The sequence below is a fragment of the Bradyrhizobium sp. ISRA442 genome (assembly GCF_038085055.1).
Lineage (GTDB): Bacteria > Pseudomonadota > Alphaproteobacteria > Rhizobiales > Xanthobacteraceae > Bradyrhizobium.
The window spans coordinates 127,644-145,128 of record NZ_JALGCN010000001.1 but is presented as its reverse complement, the minus strand read 5'-3'; the positions used below and the strand labels follow the sequence as shown (position 1 = coordinate 145,128).

The following is a 17,485-nucleotide window of genomic DNA, read 5'->3' as shown; positions in this document are numbered from 1 at the left end:
GCGCGCGCATCCAACGTGGTGGCGGCCCAAACGTCAACCTGTGGGGTGCCTCGCGGGCGTCCGTCGCGACGGAATGGCAGCCGATCGAATTTGCATGGGAGAGATCAAAGCGGGCGGGCGTGACGCCGCTGGGGATCACCGGCCGATCTGCCGCTCCAGGCGCCGCGCCGCGCGGAAATCGTCGAGATGCTGGACGTTGGGCCCGAGCGCGGCCTCCTTGGACAAGAGGTGATAGACGCGCGCGACCGTACGCTGCTTTTGCTTCGTCCGCCCGGGCGGCAAGCTCCGCGCCTTGCGGGCGGCGGCGATCGCGTGCGCGCGGAAATAATCGTAGGCATCCGACATGGTTCAACGCTCAGTCGAATTGCGTCGTTCGGGCGATAACGGCGTGGTGCGGGGGCGGTTCCGGGCAGGAAAATGCACCGTGATTATGCGGAGTTATGTTGGCGATCCATGCTCGCAACGACGACGCCAAAGCCGTTGCGCACACTGCTTCCCCACCGTCGTCCTGACGAAAGCCAGGACCCATTACCCCGGTCAGTGTTGTCTGGGCGGGAGATGGCCGCCATCATCCATCACAACATCCGCCGGTGATTATGGGTCCTGGCTTTCGCTAGGACGGACATTGGAGGATGCGGCCGCGTGCTATGCTCGCGGCGACAGCGCTGAAGAGTTCGCCCGCCTCAGCGCGGCGACAGGAACGGAATGATCATCGGAACGCGGCGGCAATAGGCGCCGTAGGCGTCTTCGCCGAGCTCCTTCGACAGGAACACCTCTTCCATCCGTCCCTTCTGCCACATGCCGAGCGAGATCAGGATCGCGCCGAGAATCGCGGTGACCGTGCCGACCGCGATGCCGGTCGCGAGCATGCCGGCGATCAAGCCGGTGTAGATCGGATGACGGACGATGCCATACGGTCCGGTGTCGATGACGCGGTGGTCTTCCTTGTGGGTGATGGTGTTCGACCAGAACTTGCCGAGGTGCAGACGTCCCCACCACGTGAAGGAGATGCCCGCGAGCACCACGAGAGCCGTGATGTAGACACCGGTATTGCTGAACACCCACAGCGGCTTCTCGTTCAGCACTTCCGCCGTCCACGGCGTAAACAGGATGCCGCCGACCAGGATCGGGATACGATAGCGGCCGGACTCCAGCGTCATCACCTGCTTCTGTGTGCGGCCCTGCCAGAACGAGGCGCCGACCCAGCTTGCGAGCCAGGCGAGCCAGATCAAGGCGAGCAGTTGCGTCGGCCAGGTCGTGGTCCAGCCACCCCAGGCGACAGAGAGAAGCTTGCTGAAATCAAAGGACATGCGGAAAGGTTCTTTGGGTTGGGCGGCCGCTCAGCTCGCGCGCGAGCTGAGCGCGTGGTGTTCGATAGCGCCGGACGCGTGCCGGCCGCCGCGTGCGAGCAGATGGGTGATGGTTTCGCGCAGGACCGGTTCGATCGGGCGCGGCGAATAGCCGAGTTCGGTGCGCGCCTTGCCGATCGAGAGGTCGCTCGCGGCGAGCGCGATGCGCACGCCCTCGGCGGTGCCATTGGGCGGCCGGTGCGTGATGCGATCGGAGATGTATTCGAGCATGGTGGCGGAGGCCTCGGCGAGCTTGCCGGGAACCGCGATCGGAAGCTGCCGGCGGCCGCTCATCGCGGACATCATGCGCAGGATCTGGCCGAGGCGCACGCAATCGCCGCCGAGGATGTAGCGCTGGCCGGAGCGGCCGCGCTCCATCGTCAGCACGAGGCCCGTGGCGACGTCGCGGACGTCGACGAGGTTGACCAGGAAGTTGAGGTGCGGCTGCACCTTCTTCTGGAGGAAGTACCACAGCATCGCCGTCGGCGGCGTCAGATTGTGGTCGGCGGCGCCGATCGGCATGGTCGGCGTGCCGATGACGAGCGGGAAGCCTTCGGCCGCGGCCTTGGCGGCGTGATGCTCGGCGAGCGACTTTGACCGTGTATAGGCGCCGGGCATTGCATCGGCCGGCTGCAGCGCCTCTTCGGCCGCAACGCCGTTGAGGTTCGAATAGGGAAACAGGATCGATTCGGTCGAGCAGTGCAGGAAGCGGGACACGCCGCGCTTCCGCGCGGCCGCCAGCACCACTTCGGTGCCGCGGCAATTGACGTCGTGGAAGTCCTGCTTGTTGGCGACCCACATCCCGGGCAGGCCGGCCAGATGATAGACCTGATCGACACCCGTGAGTGCGGCATCGACCGCGGCGCCATCCAGCACCGAGCCGTGGGCGTAGTCGACGTCAGAGCTTGCCGTTGCCGGCGGCCGGAGATCGAGCACGCGTACCCGCTGGCCGCGGCCGCGGAGCGCCTCTACGAGATGTTGTCCGATGAAACCGCTGCCACCGGTAACCAGTACGAGAGCCATGAAGAAGGTTTGCTGTTCCGCTTCTGGAAGCTATCGGGTTGAAAGTGAATTGGTCGAAAGAGGCGCGAGAATCGCGGCAAGGTCGCGACGAAAGCCCAATGCAATAAACAATTTTGCCATGACGAACATAGGTCCAAGCAGGAAATGAGTCGGATGATCGGCCATCGACGGCTTTCGCTCTTCAAAAACCTTGTGGCCGACGATCTGCGCGCCGACGCCGAGCACGATCAGCACGGCAAAAATCGACCACATCATGACGGTTGAGACCTGATTGCCGATCGTGGTTGCGACCGAAAGCAGCACCACCGCGGCGGCGAGAATGCCGAGCCCGATCCCGGCATCGAGCATCAGCCAGTATACCAGCACCGGCAGGGCCAGGATCACCGCCAGGCTCACCTCGACGCCGAACACGGGAATCTGCACGAGGGTCAGCGGCAGCACCGCGCCGGTGAACAGCAGGAGAATGCCGACCACGTGCATCGCGCAGTTCCAGGGATCGCGGTGATATTCGACGTAATCGGCCAGTTGGCGTTGAAAATAGCCAGCCATCTCGGTCTCATGCGCATAAGGGCGGGGAAGGACGAAATGAGCCTATACCACCTGACCGGGCAGTGCACAAACCGGCGCTTTTGTCGCGCAAGACCGCGCTGTCGCGCCTTGGGACAGGCTTCAAAACGGTCCGGACTTCAAGGGGTTCCGTGAGGCAGCGGGACGCGCTCTAGTGGTGTTTCTTGGCCGGCTTTTTCGTCGCAGGCGTCGCCGCGGCGGCCGCGGGCCGTGCCGGCTCGTTCTCAGGCAGCTTGGCGAAGGTGAGAATCTGCAATTGCCCGTTGACCGCCGAGGTCGGCCTTGCGCGGTCGAGAAACTGCTCCTCGCCGAGCCCGATCGGCTGCAGCCGTTTGGTCGAGATCTTGAACGTGTTCACCAAGACGTCACGGATCGCATCGGCGCGGCGTTGGCTGAGGATCGCATTCGCTTCCCGTGTCTTCTGATTGGATTCGACGTGGCCGACGATCAGGAACGTGTAGGGCAGCAGCGACGCGTGAACCAGCGCGTCCGCGATGCGGCCGACGGTCTGGTAGGACTCCGGCTGGATGATCGGCGTGTCGGCGTCGAACTGGATCTGCGCGTTGAAGGCAGGCTGCTTCGCGAGGTCGGGCGCGATCAGCGGCCGGTTCACGGGACCCGGATCGTTCTTGATGCGCGTCTTCGCGCGCTCCATCACCTGCTGCTTCAGCGCAGGAATATCGACATCCGCGGCCTCTTCGAAATGGTTGAGCTTGCCGACGATATCGTCGCGCGTCGGCGCCGTCTGCGCGCCGGCGGCACCTGCGAGCAAGGCCAGGCCGAGCGCGATGCCAATTCCGGTGTTGCACGACCTGTTTGCGCGCATCACCGATACCCCGCGTCGTCCACGGCCTTCAGGCAATTGTTGCTGATGCCCTTCGGCGTCGAGACCAGGCAGGGGATCGACTTGCTGGTCTCCTTGGTCGAGCCGCCGCAGACCTTGACGATCTCGCGCTGGCAGGCGTTTGCCACCGTGACGCGCGCGGCGACACGCTTCTGGATGGCATCGAAGGCTTTGAGGTAGTCGCTCTGGCACTGCGGCGACAGCACGTCGCGGTTGCGCGACAGGCACTCCTTCAGCCGGGTCGAGTCCGGATTGACGCCGCGGCAATTGGCGACGATTTCCGCGCCGCAGCTCTTGGCCAGCATCCCGATCGAATCGCCAAAGCTCATGGTCTCCGCCGCCGCAAGCGACGGCATCCCTAATGCCAGCACGATGAGTGTGATGGAGCCCCGGACCATGGTTAGCATCTGATACGGGGAAGTTCGCGATGGTCAAGGGGCGTGGATCGAAGAAAGCCGGCGGCGTTACGCCGCCGCAACACGGCAGGGGCAGCTCACGCCCGCTGCACAAAGCTGTCGACGACCTTCTTCTCGCCGGCCTTGTCGAAGGCGATGGTGAGCTTGTTGCCGTCGATCTTGGTGACGTGGCCGTAGCCGAATTTCTGGTGGAAGACGCGGTCGGAGAGCGAGAATTCCGAGGTCGTGCCGGTGGATTTGGCGACCAGTTCGCCCTCGATCGTCAGGGGTCCGCGGCGGCGGGAGGAGAAGCTGCCGAAGTCGGGCGAGGACGAAAACGACGAGGTCTCTTCCTCGAAGCCGCCGCGCCCGCCGCCGCCTCGGCCGCCCTGGCCCCGGTTGCGGTTGGCCTGGGCGCGCTGCCAGCCCGGCGTCGAGTAGCTGGAGCCGAACGCCTCCATGTCGTCGAAGCGCGAGGCGCCATAGCCGCCGGTGCCGCCCCAGGCCGAACCGCCCTTGGATTCCGTGATCTCGACGTTTGCTGCCGGCAATTCGTCGAGGAAGCGCGACGGGATCGTGGTCGACCAGGTGCCATGGATCCGGCGGTTGGTCGCAAAATAGATCTTTGCACGACGCCTTGCGCGGGTCAGGCCGACATGGCCGAGGCGGCGCTCTTCCTCGAGGCCCGCGCGGCCCTGCTCGTCCAGCGTGCGCTGGCTCGGGAACAGGCCTTCCTCCCAGCCGGGCAGGAAAACGTTGTCGAATTCGAGCCCCTTGGCCGAATGCAGCGTCATCAGCGATACCGCGTCCTCCTCGGCCTCGCCGTCGCGGTCCATCACCAGCGCGATGTGCTCGAGGAACCCTTGCAGGTTCTCGAACTCCTCCATCGAGCGCACCAGCTCTTTCAGGTTCTCCAGCCGGCCCGCGGCGTCCGCCGAGCGGTCCTTCTGCCACATCTCGGTGTAACCGCTCTCGTCGAGCACGATCTGGGCGAGATCGGTGTGCGCGGTGACCTCGCGCTGGGCGCGCCAGCGGTCGAACTGGGTGACGAGGTCGCGCAGGGAGCCACGCGCCTTCGGCTTCAGCTCGTCGGTCTCGACCACGGCGCGCGCCGCCTCGAACAGCGGAATGCGGCGCTTGCGGGCGTGGTCGTGCAGCATCTGCACGGTGGCATCGCCGAGCCCGCGCTTGGGCGTGTTGACGATGCGCTCGAAGGCGAGGTCGTCGGCGGGCGAGTTGATCACGCGCAAATAAGCCAGCGCGTCACGGATTTCGGCCCGCTCGTAGAAGCGCGGGCCGCCGATCACGCGATAGGGCAGGCCGAGCGTGACGAAGCGGTCTTCGAACTCGCGCATCTGGTAGGAGGCGCGCACGAGGATCGCGATCTCGTTAAGCCTCTCGCCGATGCGCTGGAGCTGCTCGATCTCCTCGCCGATGCCGCGCGCTTCCTCTTCCGAATCCCACGAGCCCGTCACCGTGACCTTCTCGCCGTCCTGATCCTCGGTGCGCAGCGTCTTGCCGAGCCGGCCCTCATTGTGCGCGATCAGATGCGAGGCGGCTGCGAGGATGTGGCCGGTCGAGCGGTAGTTGCGTTCGAGGCGGATGACCTTGGCGCCGGGAAAGTCGTGCTCGAAGCGTAGGATGTTGTCGACCTCGGCGCCGCGCCAGCCATAGATCGACTGGTCGTCGTCGCCGACGCAGCAGATGTTTTTGGTGGGGGGCTTCTCCCTCTCCCCGTCCTGCACGGGGTCGCGACGAGCTTCGCTCGCGCCGAGAGCGTCGGGGTGAGGGGCCGTCTCCAAGAGCTCAGTCTGCGGAGAGTCCCCCTCACCCGATTTGCTTTGCAAATCGACCTCTCCCCGCAAGCGGGGAGAGGTGAAAGATGAAGATGCCTGCGACAATAGCCGCAGCCACAGATACTGCGCGACGTTGGTGTCCTGATATTCGTCGACCAGGATGAATTTGAAACGCTGCTGGTACTGGCGGAGGATATCCGGGTGCTCGCGGAAGATGCGGATGTTCTCCAGCAGAAGATCGCCGAAATCGGCCGCGTTCAAAATCTTCAGCCGCTCCTGATAGCTCGCATAGAGCTTGCCGCCCTTGCCGTTGGCGAACATCGCGGCTTCGCCGCTCGGCACCTGCGACGGCATCAGGCCGCGGTTCTTCCAGCCGTCGATCAGGCCGGCCAGCATGCGCGCCGGCCAGCGCTTGTCGTCGATGTTCTCGGCTTGCAGGAGCTGCTTCAAGAGCCGCACCTGGTCGTCGACGTCGAGCACGGTGAAGTTCGACTTGAGCTGCGCCAGCTCGGCGTGGGTGCGCAGGATGCGGCCACCGATCGAATGGAAGGTGCCGAGCCACGGCATGCCTTCGACGGCATGGCCGAGCATCTGGCCGAGCCGGTGCTTCATCTCGCGGGCGGCCTTGTTGGTGAAGGTGACCGAGAGGATCTCGCCAGGGCGCGCGCGGCCCTGGCTCAGGATGTGGGCGATACGCGTGGTCAGAACCCGCGTCTTGCCGGTGCCCGCGCCGGCCAGCACCAGCACCGGGCCGTCCAGCGTCTCCACCGCCTCGCGCTGCTCGGGATTGAGACCTGAGAGGTACTTTGGCCCCACCGAAGCCCGCGCGCGTGCGGCAATGCCGCCGGCCGCGGGCTGGTGGTCGGGAACGCTGTGGGACGTGATCTTGCTCGGCTCGGTCATGCGAATCATTGGCCCCACGATGGCACCGCGGGGTGACGGAAGGGAGCCTTCATAACAGGGATTACCGCCTATATGGGGCGGTGGGGAGAGGTTTTCCACGTACGCAGGAGCGAGATTTGTTCCTGCGGGGGCCTCGAATTTCCACCCTGAGTGGGCCGGAACCATCATTTCGCGGTCGAGATTGTCTGGACAGGTAAGGCGCGGTGGTCAGCCGCGTCGATTGCAAACAGACAGAGGTTTGGACCATGCTTGGCTGGGTTGTGACGTTTCTGATTATCGCGCTGATCGCCGGTATTCTGGGCTTCGGCGGAATCGCTGGCGCCTCGATCGAGATCGCCAAGGTCATCTTCTTCATCGCGGTCGTGCTGTTCCTGGTCTCGGCCGTCGTCGGATTGGCCCGCGGCCGCACCAGGGTCTAGCGTCACGGGCCCCTCATGGTGAGGAGCGCGAAGCGCGTCTCGAACCATGAGGCCCGGCCTGTGGCCCACATCCTTCGAGACGCCCGCTTCGCAGGCTCCTCAGGATGAGGAGATACAGCGGGCCAGCTCGCTCACCGCTTCGAGGGCATCGCCACGTTCCGGCCGATGCCCTCGGGGCGCTCTATGGCGCTGTGGGCCCTGACGACGGCTTCGATGCGCTCACGGATGTCAGGCGGGAATGGTGCTACTTTTCGCGAGCCCATGTCGATGTGGAGCGACATGTTCTCGGAGGTCGCCGACAGCCAGCCCTCGGTCGCGTGCCGCAGCTCCTCGAATGTGTGCAGGCGCTTGTCGTCGGCTTCCAGGAGCCAGACCGAAACCTGCACGGGATCGCCGAGATGGATCTCGCGCAAGTACCTCACATGGCATTCGGCGGTGAAGGTCGAGCCGTTGCGCTCCTTCATGTAGGTCGGCCCGATCCCGAGCTTCAGCCACATCTGGTCGATCGCCCGGTCGAACATCACGTTGTAATAGGCCATGTTGAGATGGCCGTTATAGTCGATCCATTGCGGCTCGATCTGCATGATCGAGGCGCGGAACGGTTCGGCGTTCGGCGCTGCGGCGGCACTCTCCGGCATGTTTCCTTCCAATTTCTTCCTGCCATGCGTCCGGTCCCTTGACTTGACCGGTCATATGTCCTTTGCCACGGTTTCTTCTGTCGGGAGGAATGTCCGTGGGTACGACCATCACCAATAATCCGCCGCGGCCGGAGCCGAAAGCCCTTGCGAGCGCGCTTGAGCAGCTTGCCGCACGCTTCGGCAACCGGCTCGTCACCTCGCAGGCCGTACGCGAGCAGCACGGCCACACCACGACATGGATCGCCAACCAGCCGCCGGACGGCGTCGTGATGGCGCAGGAGACCGCCGACATCCAGGACGTGGTGCGGATCTGCGCCAAAAATCGCGTGCCGGTCATCGCCTTCGGCACCGGCACCTCGCTCGAAGGCCAGGTCAATGCGCCGGCGGGCGGCATCTGCGTCGACCTGCGCGACATGAACAAGGTGCTCGCGGTGCATGCCGAGGACCTCGATTGCGTGATCCAGCCCGGCGTCACCCGCAAGGCGCTCAACGAGCATCTGCGCGATCAGGGCCTGTTCTTCCCGATCGATCCCGGCGCCGATGCCTCCCTCGGCGGCATGGCCTCGACGCGCGCTTCCGGCACCAATGCGGTGCGCTACGGCACCATGCGCGAAAGCGTACTGGCGCTGAAAGTCGTGCGCGGCGATGGCGAGATCATCACGACCGGCACGCGCGCGAAGAAGTCCTCGGCCGGCTATGACCTGACGCATCTCTTCGTCGGTGCCGAAGGCACGCTCGGCATCATCTCGGAGTTGACCATCCGCCTGCGCGGCATTCCCGAGATGATCGCGGCCGGCGCGGTCTCGTTCGAAACCGTGCATGGCGCCTGCCAGGCGGTGATCCTGGCGATCCAGACCGGCATTCCCGTGGCCCGCATCGAGCTTCTCAATGCGGCGCAGGTGAAGGCCTGCAACGCCTATTCGAAGCTGACGCTGCCGGAGACGCCGCTGCTGCTCATGGAATTCCATGGCAGCGAGATCGAGGTCGCCGAGCAGTCCAAGGCCTTCGGCGAGATCGCGAAGGAATGCGGCGGCGGCGACTTCTCCTGGACCACCAAGCCCGAGGATCGCACCAAGCTGTGGCAGGCGCGGCACGATGCCTACTGGTCAGTGAAGGCGCTGCGGACGGGCGATAGCGTCGGCGTGGTCGCGACCGACGTCTGCGTGCCGATCTCGCGCCTTGCCGACTGCGTCAGCGAGACCGAGGACGACCTCAAGCGGCTTAACCTCCTATCGCCGATCGTCGGCCATGTCGGTGACGGCAATTTCCATTGCTCGCTGGTCTGCGACGTCAACGATCCCGACGAGATGGCGCGCGGCGAGGAGTTCATGCATCGCCTGGTCGAGCGCGCGCAGGCGATGGACGGCACCTGCACCGGCGAGCACGGCATCGGCCAGGGCAAGCAGAAGTACCTCAAGGCCGAACTTGGTCCGGAGGCGCTGGATGCGATGCGGTCGCTGAAGAAGGCGCTCGATCCGCAGAATATCTTCAACCCCGGCAAGATCGTGCCGGAGGCCTAGCACCGCCCTGTTGCGCTGCGACCGGCCGCGCGACGCGGCCGGCACTGGAACCTTCGATCGGCCGGCCGGTTCCAAATCCCGACACGTTCCGGTGCCTCACTGGTGCGGATCTGTGGGAGCCTAAGATGTTGCGACCAGTCGTTGGAATTGCTGCGGTGGCACTGGCTTGCATGCTGGCAGGCGCAGCAGTGGCAAAAGGCGGACATGGCGGTGGTCACGGCGGTGGTCACGGCGGTGGTCGTGGCGGCGGTCATCATGGTGGCGGGCACTTCGGCGGTCATGGCTTCGGCCATGCGCATGTCGGCGGCTGGCATCACGGCGGGGGAAGGTTCGGAGCCGTCGCGCGGCATGGCGGTCCGAATTTCGGCCAGATCCGCGGTGCCGCCGTGCGTCCCGCCAACCTTCGCGCGCTGAAGCTGCACGCCGGCGCATTTCGGAACGGCCGCCTGATCGGCAATCCGGCGGCGCGAGCCCAGATTGCGGCCGCGGCCGCGCTGGTCGGCTGGCACGGTGCGGGCAACGGATGGTGGCAGCACCCCGGCGGCTTCTATGGCTGGGTCGGACCGCTGTTCTGGCCCTTCGCCTACAACGATCTCTACGACTACACCATCTGGGGCGACGGTCTGGGCTTCTGGGGCTACGGCTATCCGGACATCTATGCCGGCATCTTCGGCCCCTATGGCTATGACGGTCTTGCGACCTACCTGCCGCAACGTCCCTCCGGACGGCGACGGGCCAGGAGCATTCCGCTCGATCAGCTTTGCGGCAGCGACCGTCGCGAGATCACCGGCCTGCCGATCGATCAGATCGCAGCGGCGGTGCAGCCGACGGATGCACAGGGCGCGAATCTCGACGACCTCGGCAATGCCTCGATCCAGGCGGCAGCAATCATCCGCGTGTCATGCCCGACGCAAGTCGCGGCGACGGCGCCCGGTCGTTTGGCGGCGATGCAGCAGCGTGTCGATGCGATGGTGAAGGCCGTCGAGCTGGTGCAACCCGCGCTCGACAAATTCTACGGTTCGCTCACCGACGAGCAAAAGGCCCGTTTCAATGCGTTGGCCGAGGACCAGCGCCGCGCAGTCGCTTCCAGCAACGCCGATGCGTCGCTGGTGCAGAATTGCGGTGCGCCTGTCGGGCTCGATTGGCCAGGCGCCGAGATCGACGCGCGGCTCCATCCCAGTGAGACCCAGCGTGCCGCTCTGCAAGTGCTTCAGGATACCAGTGCCAGGGTCAATGATGCGCTCAAGGCGGCGTGCCAGCCGAGCGACGTGATGACGCCGCCGGCGCGCATGGCCGCGGTCCACAAGCGGCTCGATGTGATGCTGGATGGCGTCAAATCGGTGCGCGCTGCGCTCGAGGATTTCTATGCCACGTTGAACGACGAGCAGAAGGCGCAGTTCGAGGCGATCGGGCCACGCCGGACGTCCTGAGCGCGTTGAGCAACAAGGCGTGGCGGAAAAAACCGCCTCGCCGATCTCACTGCGCTTCTCTATGCTGGGTGGCGCAGAAGCACAACATGCGGTGGCAGGAAGACCACGGGTGGCGGGGTGATGAAGTGGTTCGCAAGGAAGAAGCCGGAGGACGTCTGGGACGAAGCGATCGAGGGGCCGATCGGCGATATCGCGGCCGCCGAGCGGATCCGCGCCATCTGCCAGGCTGCGACCGCGAGCGCAGAGGCGCTCGGAGGCTCCGGGACGCGCGCCGACAAGGGTGAAGGCGAGCGCTATGAACGGGCGGCGCGTGCCGCCATGGAAATCGCGATGAAGATTTCCGACGATCTGATGCGCGACGACGCGGTCAGTCGCATCGTCGCTCTCTGCATGAAGGCCAACGATGCCAAGACCGCACGGATCCTGTCGCGCGCGATCCAGTCGGGCTGGATCCGGGAGGCCGTGCAGCGCGACTATCCTGTGCTGTCGGACTGACGCGAGCCTGTATGGGCCAGCTTGCGGACGGCCTCGTCCACGCTGTGGAACACGTGCTCCTTCGGCAACGCCTCGAACAGCTTGAAGCGTTCGAAGGCGTCCTGTGCGCGCACCGACTCGAGCCGCGCCAGCGCGACCGTGACGTTCTGCTCGTGACACAGCTTGAAGACGTCGAGCAGGATCTGCGCGGCGGTGAAATCGATCTCGACCATGCCGCTCGCCTCCAGCACCAGGAGCCGCGGCGCCGAGGTGCTGAGGACCTTGGTCACGTCGTTGCGGAAGCCGGGCGCGTTCAGGAACGACAGCGGCGCCTGCAGCCCGATCACTGCGACGCCGGCAATGCGTTCGCCGGTGATGTGCGGATGGGCCGGCCACCAGATCGTGGTGCCCGGCACGCGCTCGAACTCGACGAGCCTCGCGCGGGTCGTGCTCCAGATGCCGTGCAACAGCGACAGCACGATGCCGAGAGACGCGCCCTGCTGGATCGGCAGCACGATGATCAGCGCGGCGGTGGCAACGATCAGCAGGAACTCGCTGAAGGACTGCCGATAGATCGTGACGATCTGCTTCGCGCGGATGATCCGTAGCGCGACGAACAACAGGATGCCGCCGAGCGCTGCGTCCGGCACGTGCCGCAACAATCCGGTGCCAAAGGCGAGCAGCGCCAGCACGATTGCCGCCGCGGCAAGGCCGGCGAGCTGCGATTGCCCGCCGGTCTCCGCGACGATCCCTGTCCGTGGCGGGCTGGCATTGACCGGAAACGCGCTGCACAGGCCCGCCAGCACGCTGCCGGCGCCCGCGCCGAGAAAATCGCGATCGACATCGGCGGGCTTGTCGGGATCGGACGGGAATGATCGCGTCGTGGCTGCAGTCTGCACCATCACCACAACGGTGATGACAAAGGCAAGCGGCACCAGGCGTACCCACAGCTCCGGCGCGAGCTCGGGCAAGGTCGGCCGCGGCAGCGTGCCCGGCACTGTGCCGACGACATTGACGCCTTTGCTCTCGAGGCCGAGCCCGACCACGGCCAGCGTCGCGCCGGCAAGGCCGATCAACGCGCCGGGAATCTTCGTGCTCACTTTCTCGGAGGCGAAGACCACGGCCAGCACACCGAAGCCGATGCAAAGCGTGTAGGGATTGGTCCGGCCGAGCTCGCCGGCCAGCACGCCGATGCGATCGAGGGTCGGTCCGCTCGGGGCCTCGACGCCGAGCACACCCGGGAGCTGCGAGACGATGATGTGGACGGAGATGCCGGCGAGAAAACCGACCATCACCGGCACCGACAGCAGGTTGGCGATGCCGCCGAGGCGGAAGGCGCCGCCCGCGAGCAGCATGGCGCCGACCATCAGCGCCAGCGCGATCGCGAGTCCTTGGTATTCCGGCGAGCCGGTGGCGGCGAGGGCCGCGAGCCCGCCGGCAAAGATCGGCGTGATCGTGGAGTCCGCGCCGCAGGACAGGAAGCGGTTGCCGCCAAGCAGGGCGAAGCCGAGCGAGCCCGCCATGAAGGCGAAGAAGCCGATCTGCGGTGCGAAGCCGCCGAGCCGCGCGGTGGCCATCTGCTCGGGGATCGCGATGGCGGCGAGCGTCAACCCCGCCATCAGATCGCCCGGCAAGGAATAGGAGGCGAGCGAGCCGAACAGCGGCCATGATGTCTTGGTGAGAGCGTCGTGCGGCATCGACGTGCAGTCCCCGGAAAATGCTTGGGCCGGACGATCAGACTACAGCATTTCCGGATCGCAAGGCGGCAGAGAGACGCTGCTCCATCAACAGGAATGTCCGCGAGGCGCCACGGGCCTGCGGACATTCATTCGATCGGTAGCGGAGGTCAGTCGCCGCCGCCACGTCCCGGTCTGTGCGCTGGGTCACGCATCAAGGCGGCGCGACAAAATGGGGCAGGGGACCTGCCGGGCTCAAGCATCGTCCGCACGCCATCCATGTGAATTGCGCATTGATCCATGCATCAATTGGATTGATGTGCGGGCGCGATGCTTCGAACGTCAGGCGCAGCCGGATCGTCGTCGAGAATCCGGCAAACCATAGTCGTTTCATCGCACATCCGATCCAATGATGTGCAGGTCGCGCCGTTCCGCGACAACAGGCGCTACCCTTGCCTGCGCCGTCGCTTTGGCCATACAGTCCAGGCAACACGCCGCGACAACGATCGAGGGCGCGAACAAAAAACGACTTGGGAGAGACAGCTACCATGACAATCGTGCCTGTGAGCCGTCGCGCGTTCATCAAATCGTCGACGGCGCTGACCGCCGGCCTCGCACTCTCTCCCGCGATCATCGGCCGCGCCGAAGCCGCGACGATGAAGCTGAAATGCTCTTCCTCGCTGCCGAACGATCCCAAATTTGCCAATGGCCGCGTCTACTATGACAATCTGGTCAAGAACCTGAAGGCGAACGGGCTCGGCGAGCAGATCGACGTTTCGTTCTTCCCCGACAACCAACTCGGTCAGGAAATCGACGTCATCAATTCGGTGAAGCTCGGCGTCATCGACCTCATGGTGTCGGGCTCGTCGATCTCGGCCAATCTGGTGCCGCTCGTCGGCACCTTCGATCTCGGCTACCTCTTCAACAGCTTCCCGCAGCAGACCAAGGCGTTCGATGCCGGCGCGGCCAAGCCGATCGAAGACGCGCTGCTCAAGGGCGGCAACATCCGGATCATTGCCTGGGCCTATAATTTCGGCTCGCGCAGCGTGCTGGCGAAGAAGCCGGTCAAGACGCCCGAGGATCTCGCCGGCCTGAAGATCAGGACGCTGCCCAATCCCGTCATCACCGAATGTCTCCGCTTGATGGGCGCGGCCGCGACGCCGCTGGCGTTCGGCGAGATCTACACGGCGTTGCAGGCTGGCGTGCTGGACGGGCTCGAGCACGATCCGCCGACCATCCTCGCCAGCAAGTTCTTCGAAACGGCGAAGTTCTATGCGCTGACGCAGCACAACTTCTCGCCGCTCGCGATCTATTTCAGTGACATGACCTTCAATCGCATGGATCCGAAGCTGCGTGAGGGTTTTCTCGACGCCGCCAGGAAGGCCGCAGCCGATACGCGCGCGCACGGGCTTGCGGTGGAGAAGGAAGCGCTGGCAGCGCTCACCGACAAGGGCGTGACGGTGGCCGAATGCGATCGTGAGGCGTTTAGGAAGCGCGTCATGCCGCAGACCGAGAACTTCATCAAGGCGCGGCCCGAGGCCAAGCCGGTCATCGACATGATCCGCGCGACCCAGGCCTGAGGCAGCGATGACAGGCGCCGCGTCCCTCTCGGGCGGCCGCCACGGGAGCATCAGCTTACTTCTTCGCGTGAGCGATGCGATCGCGGCCATCTTCCTGGTGGCCGATCTCGTCGTGGTCTGCGGCTCCGTGCTGCTGCGTTTCTTCTTCAATGCGCCGGTCGAATGGTCTGACGACGTCGCGCGCGGGTTGATGGTCGGATCGGCCTTCTTCGGCGCGGCGAGCGCGCTGGCGCGCGGCGAGAATGTCGGCGTGTCCTTCTTCCGCGACATGCTGCCGTTGCGGCTGCGCACCCTGGTCGATGCCGCGAGCGCGCTCCTGATCGTGCTGATCTCCGGCTACGTTGCCTATAACGCGGTCAAGCTGGGCTCGCTGACGGCGGGCCAGACCACCGGCTCCGGCCTGCCGCTGGAGCTGACGTTCTATCCGATGGGCGTCGGCGCGCTGTTCATGACGGTGTTCGCGATCGATCTTCTCTGCGCGCGGCCGCTCCCCGATATCGGGAGGGGCCTCGTTGCGATCGCTGTGGCAACGGGCCTCTACCTCGCCTGGGACTTTCTGTCGCCGTCGTCCGTGCCGTCAGCGGGCACGCTGATGCTGATCGGATTTTTCGTGACGCTGTTCGGCGGATTGCCGATCGGCTTCGCGCTGGCGCTCGCCGCGCTGATCTTCATCTGGGTGGAGGGCGCGCTGCCCGGCGTCATCTTCGCTCAGCAGATGGCGCGCGGCATCGACAATTTCGTGCTGCTGGCGATCCCGTTCTTCATCCTCGTCGGCTATCTCATGGAAGCCAACGGCATGTCGGTGCGGCTGATCGAGCTGCTGCAGCGTGCTGTGGGGCGCATGCGCGGCGGGCTGAACGTCGTGATGGTGGCCTCGATGGTGTTGTTCTCGGGCATCTCGGGCTCGAAGATGGCCGACGTCGCCGCGGTGGGATCGGTGCTGATCCCGGCGGCGCGCCGCTCGAGGCAGAATCCCGGCGGTGCAGTGGCGCTGCTCGCGGCGTCCGCGGTCATGGCCGAGACCATTCCGCCCTGCATCAACCTGATCATCCTGGGCTTCGTCGCGAACCTGTCGATCGGTGGCCTGTTCGTCGCCGGCCTGTTGCCGTCGGCGCTGATGGCGCTGGTGCTGATCGTCGTCTCCGTCATCTTCGGCAAGCGGCCGGCCGCGTCCGAGGAGGCCGAGCCGCAGATGCCGGTGTCCGGCCTCTGGACCGGCGCGATCGCCTCGTTCGGCCTGATCTTCATGATCTTCTTCGGCTTCAAGAGCGGCTTTGCCACCGCCACTGAGATCTCCGCTTTTGCGGTGGCCTATGCCCTCGTCGTCGGCAGTCTGGTGTTCCGCGAGCTCAGCCTGAAATCGGCCGCGCACAGTTTCGTCCAGGCGGCGACGCGCGCGGGCCTGGTGCTGTTCATCGTCGCCGCCGCGCAATCGCTCGCCTTCACGCTGACCCTGCAGCAGGTGCCGCATGCCGTCGGCGATTTCATGCTTGGCTTGTCCAAGACCAGCGGCGTCTGGCTCTTCATCCTGCTGGCGATCGCGGTGCTGATCGTGATGGGCTCGGTGCTGGAAGGCGCCGCTGCGCTCATCATCTTCGGCCCGCTGCTGCTGCCGGTCGCGGTGCAGCTCGGCATCGATCCCCTGCATTTCGGCGTCGTGCTGGTGATCGCCATGGGCATCGGCCTGTTCGCGCCGCCGCTGGGGCTTGGCCTTTACGGCGCCTGCCTGATCGGGAACGTGCCGATCGAACAGACGGTGAAGCCGATCTTGGGATATCTTGGGCTCTTGATGCTCTGCCTGCTGGTGATCGCATTCGTGCCATGGCTCAGCACGGCGCTGCCGCGCGCGTTCGGCTACTGAAGGAGCGTTGCCGTGAAAGTCCTGTTGGCTCACACGCCGGAGATGCGCCGGAACTATTATGGCGCGCGCAGCCTGAGCGGCTTGCAAGCGATTGCCGAGGTGATCCTGCACGAGGGCGACCAGCCGCTCGATGCTGCTGGCCTCGTTCGCGCCGCGAAAGACGCCGACATCATCGTGGCCGACCGCATGACCGAAGGCCGCGGCGAGATCTTCCCGCAATTGCCGCACCTCTCCGCCTTCGTCCGCTGTGCCGTCGACATCCGCAACGTCAACGTCGAGGCTGCATCGGAGGCCGGCGTGCTCGTGACCCGCGCCGGCCCCGGCTTTGTGCAGGCGGTCGCCGAGCTGGCGCTCGGCTTCATGGTCGATCTATCGCGCGGCGTGTCGCGGACGACGGCGGATTATCAGGCCGGCCGCAAGCCGGAGGCGCGGATGGGCCGCCAGCTCGCCGGCAGCAGGATCGGCATCATCGGCTATGGCAGCATCGGACGCTATCTCGCCGAGATCGCCAAGGTGCTGCAGATGGAGATCCTGGTGTCGGATCCCTTCGTGACCGTCAGCGACAGCGCCATCCGGCAGGTCGGGCTCGACGAGCTCCTGTCTGCGTCGGACTATGTCGTCTGCCTCGCTATCGCGAACGAAGAGACCGAGAACTTGATCGGGGAGGCGGCGCTGGCGCGCATGCAGAGGCATGCCGTGTTCATCAATCTCTCGCGCGGCAATCTCGTCGACGAGGCCGCGCTTGCGCGAGCGCTGCGCGAGAACAGCATCGCCGGCGCGGCGATGGATGTCGGCCGCGCGCCAGACCAGATGCCGACGCCGGAGCTGGCCGCGCTTGCCAACGTCATCGCGACGCCCCATGTCGGTGGGCTGACGCCGCAGGCGATCGAATATCAGTCGCTGGAAACGGTACGGCAGGTCGACGCGATCATCAAAGGTGAGATACCCATCGGCGCCGTCAATGCCGACCGCTGGACGAGGCGGCCGTGATCGCCCAACGGGCATGCGCG

The 17,485-nt window shown here is 65.5% G+C and carries 16 protein-coding genes; 7 read left to right on the top strand and 9 right to left on the bottom strand.

The features are described from left to right. Positions 1-135: 135 nt before the first annotated feature. The 7 genes from MTR72_RS00660 to MTR72_RS00630 all read right to left on the bottom strand — a co-directional run bounded on the left by MTR72_RS00660 (position 136) and on the right by MTR72_RS00630 (position 6,886). The gene (locus tag MTR72_RS00660; protein WP_280965802.1) at positions 136-345 is read right to left on the bottom strand and encodes a hypothetical protein; all 210 of its coding nucleotides are present in this window, start codon (positions 343-345) and stop codon (positions 136-138) included. Positions 346-683: 338 nt separating this feature from the next. Beyond that, positions 684-1,310, bottom strand: a complete 627-nt coding sequence (locus MTR72_RS00655; protein ID WP_280965801.1) for a methyltransferase family protein — start codon at positions 1,308-1,310, stop codon at positions 684-686. Positions 1,311-1,340: 30 nt separating this feature from the next. Continuing rightward, on the bottom strand, positions 1,341-2,372 hold the full coding sequence (locus tag MTR72_RS00650) for an NAD-dependent epimerase/dehydratase family protein (protein ID WP_341509963.1): 1,032 nt from the start codon (positions 2,370-2,372) through the stop codon (positions 1,341-1,343). Between the two features lie 30 nt (positions 2,373-2,402). Further along, positions 2,403-2,921: an Mpo1 family 2-hydroxy fatty acid dioxygenase gene (locus tag MTR72_RS00645; protein ID WP_280965799.1), complete on the bottom strand. Its 519-nt coding sequence runs from the start codon at positions 2,919-2,921 to the stop codon at positions 2,403-2,405. A 169-nt stretch (positions 2,922-3,090) separates the two neighbouring features. Beyond that, positions 3,091-3,765, bottom strand: coding sequence for an OmpA family protein (locus MTR72_RS00640; protein WP_341509962.1), 675 nt, complete (start codon positions 3,763-3,765; stop codon positions 3,091-3,093). Then, positions 3,765-4,181, bottom strand: coding sequence for a hypothetical protein (locus MTR72_RS00635; protein WP_280965797.1), 417 nt, complete (start codon positions 4,179-4,181; stop codon positions 3,765-3,767). Before MTR72_RS00635 ends, MTR72_RS00640 begins: the two co-directional genes overlap by 1 nt. A 95-nt stretch (positions 4,182-4,276) precedes the next feature. Continuing rightward, a complete protein-coding gene (locus tag MTR72_RS00630; protein WP_341509961.1) occupies positions 4,277-6,886 on the bottom strand; it encodes an ATP-dependent helicase in 2,610 nt (869 codons plus the stop codon). A 236-nt stretch (positions 6,887-7,122) separates the two neighbouring features. Here MTR72_RS00630 and MTR72_RS00625 point away from each other — a divergent pair, with 236 nt between their 5' ends. Next, entirely contained in the window at positions 7,123-7,296 is a 174-nt protein-coding gene (locus tag MTR72_RS00625) for a DUF1328 domain-containing protein (RefSeq protein WP_280965793.1), read from the top strand. A 131-nt stretch (positions 7,297-7,427) separates the two neighbouring features. Here the strand turns inward: MTR72_RS00625 and MTR72_RS00620 are convergent, their stop codons facing one another. Further along, positions 7,428-7,934: a thioesterase family protein gene (locus tag MTR72_RS00620; protein WP_341509960.1), complete on the bottom strand. Its 507-nt coding sequence runs from the start codon at positions 7,932-7,934 to the stop codon at positions 7,428-7,430. Between the two features lie 95 nt (positions 7,935-8,029). On the opposite strand from MTR72_RS00620, the gene MTR72_RS00615 reads away from it, so the two are divergent. The 3 genes from MTR72_RS00615 to MTR72_RS00605 all read left to right on the top strand — a co-directional run bounded on the left by MTR72_RS00615 (position 8,030) and on the right by MTR72_RS00605 (position 11,379). After that, complete coding sequence (locus tag MTR72_RS00615; RefSeq protein ID WP_341509959.1) at positions 8,030-9,454, top strand: FAD-binding oxidoreductase; 1,425 nt, start codon at positions 8,030-8,032, stop codon at positions 9,452-9,454. A 125-nt stretch (positions 9,455-9,579) separates the two neighbouring features. Then, complete coding sequence (locus MTR72_RS00610) at positions 9,580-10,884, top strand: Spy/CpxP family protein refolding chaperone (RefSeq protein WP_341509958.1); 1,305 nt, start codon at positions 9,580-9,582, stop codon at positions 10,882-10,884. Positions 10,885-11,004: 120 nt separating this feature from the next. Further along, on the top strand, positions 11,005-11,379 hold the full coding sequence (locus tag MTR72_RS00605; RefSeq protein ID WP_341509957.1) for a hypothetical protein: 375 nt from the start codon (positions 11,005-11,007) through the stop codon (positions 11,377-11,379). Here the strand turns inward: MTR72_RS00605 and MTR72_RS00600 are convergent. After that, positions 11,358-13,055 carry a SulP family inorganic anion transporter gene (locus MTR72_RS00600; protein ID WP_341509956.1) on the bottom strand — a complete coding sequence of 566 codons (1,698 nt, stop codon included), beginning with the start codon at positions 13,053-13,055 and terminating at the stop codon, positions 11,358-11,360. The genes MTR72_RS00605 and MTR72_RS00600 overlap by 22 nt on opposite strands. A 527-nt stretch (positions 13,056-13,582) precedes the next feature. Between MTR72_RS00600 and MTR72_RS00595 the strand changes: the two genes are divergently transcribed. Genes MTR72_RS00595 through MTR72_RS00585 form a run of 3 tightly spaced genes read left to right on the top strand, consistent with a single transcriptional unit; the run spans position 13,583 to position 17,465 of the window. Then, positions 13,583-14,614, top strand: a complete 1,032-nt coding sequence (locus tag MTR72_RS00595) for a TRAP transporter substrate-binding protein (protein WP_341509955.1) — start codon at positions 13,583-13,585, stop codon at positions 14,612-14,614. A 7-nt stretch (positions 14,615-14,621) separates the two neighbouring features. Further along, positions 14,622-16,475: a TRAP transporter large permease gene (locus MTR72_RS00590; protein WP_341509954.1), complete on the top strand. Its 1,854-nt coding sequence runs from the start codon at positions 14,622-14,624 to the stop codon at positions 16,473-16,475. 12 nt (positions 16,476-16,487) lie between these two features. Next, entirely contained in the window at positions 16,488-17,465 is a 978-nt protein-coding gene (locus tag MTR72_RS00585; protein ID WP_341509953.1) for an NAD(P)-dependent oxidoreductase, read from the top strand. Positions 17,466-17,485: the final 20 nt, after the last annotated feature.

What these genes read in the sequence shown, in the direction of transcription:
- MTR72_RS00630 (WP_341509961.1), bottom strand. Translation starts at nt 6,886, where the DNA reads ATGATTCGCATGACCGAGCCGAGCAAGATCACGTCCCACAGCGTTCCC.
- MTR72_RS00620 (WP_341509960.1), bottom strand. Translation starts at nt 7,934, where the DNA reads ATGCCGGAGAGTGCCGCCGCAGCGCCGAACGCCGAACCGTTCCGCGCC.
- MTR72_RS00645 (WP_280965799.1), bottom strand. Translation starts at nt 2,921, where the DNA reads ATGGCTGGCTATTTTCAACGCCAACTGGCCGATTACGTCGAATATCAC.
- MTR72_RS00610 (WP_341509958.1), top strand. Translation starts at nt 9,580, where the DNA reads ATGTTGCGACCAGTCGTTGGAATTGCTGCGGTGGCACTGGCTTGCATG.
- MTR72_RS00635 (WP_280965797.1), bottom strand. Translation starts at nt 4,181, where the DNA reads ATGGTCCGGGGCTCCATCACACTCATCGTGCTGGCATTAGGGATGCCG.
- MTR72_RS00600 (WP_341509956.1), bottom strand. Translation starts at nt 13,055, where the DNA reads ATGCCGCACGACGCTCTCACCAAGACATCATGGCCGCTGTTCGGCTCG.
- MTR72_RS00605 (WP_341509957.1), top strand. Translation starts at nt 11,005, where the DNA reads ATGAAGTGGTTCGCAAGGAAGAAGCCGGAGGACGTCTGGGACGAAGCG.
- MTR72_RS00660 (WP_280965802.1), bottom strand. Translation starts at nt 345, where the DNA reads ATGTCGGATGCCTACGATTATTTCCGCGCGCACGCGATCGCCGCCGCC.
- MTR72_RS00650 (WP_341509963.1), bottom strand. Translation starts at nt 2,372, where the DNA reads ATGGCTCTCGTACTGGTTACCGGTGGCAGCGGTTTCATCGGACAACAT.
- MTR72_RS00640 (WP_341509962.1), bottom strand. Translation starts at nt 3,765, where the DNA reads ATGCGCGCAAACAGGTCGTGCAACACCGGAATTGGCATCGCGCTCGGC.
- MTR72_RS00655 (WP_280965801.1), bottom strand. Translation starts at nt 1,310, where the DNA reads ATGTCCTTTGATTTCAGCAAGCTTCTCTCTGTCGCCTGGGGTGGCTGG.
- MTR72_RS00595 (WP_341509955.1), top strand. Translation starts at nt 13,583, where the DNA reads ATGACAATCGTGCCTGTGAGCCGTCGCGCGTTCATCAAATCGTCGACG.
- MTR72_RS00625 (WP_280965793.1), top strand. Translation starts at nt 7,123, where the DNA reads ATGCTTGGCTGGGTTGTGACGTTTCTGATTATCGCGCTGATCGCCGGT.
- MTR72_RS00590 (WP_341509954.1), top strand. Translation starts at nt 14,622, where the DNA reads ATGACAGGCGCCGCGTCCCTCTCGGGCGGCCGCCACGGGAGCATCAGC.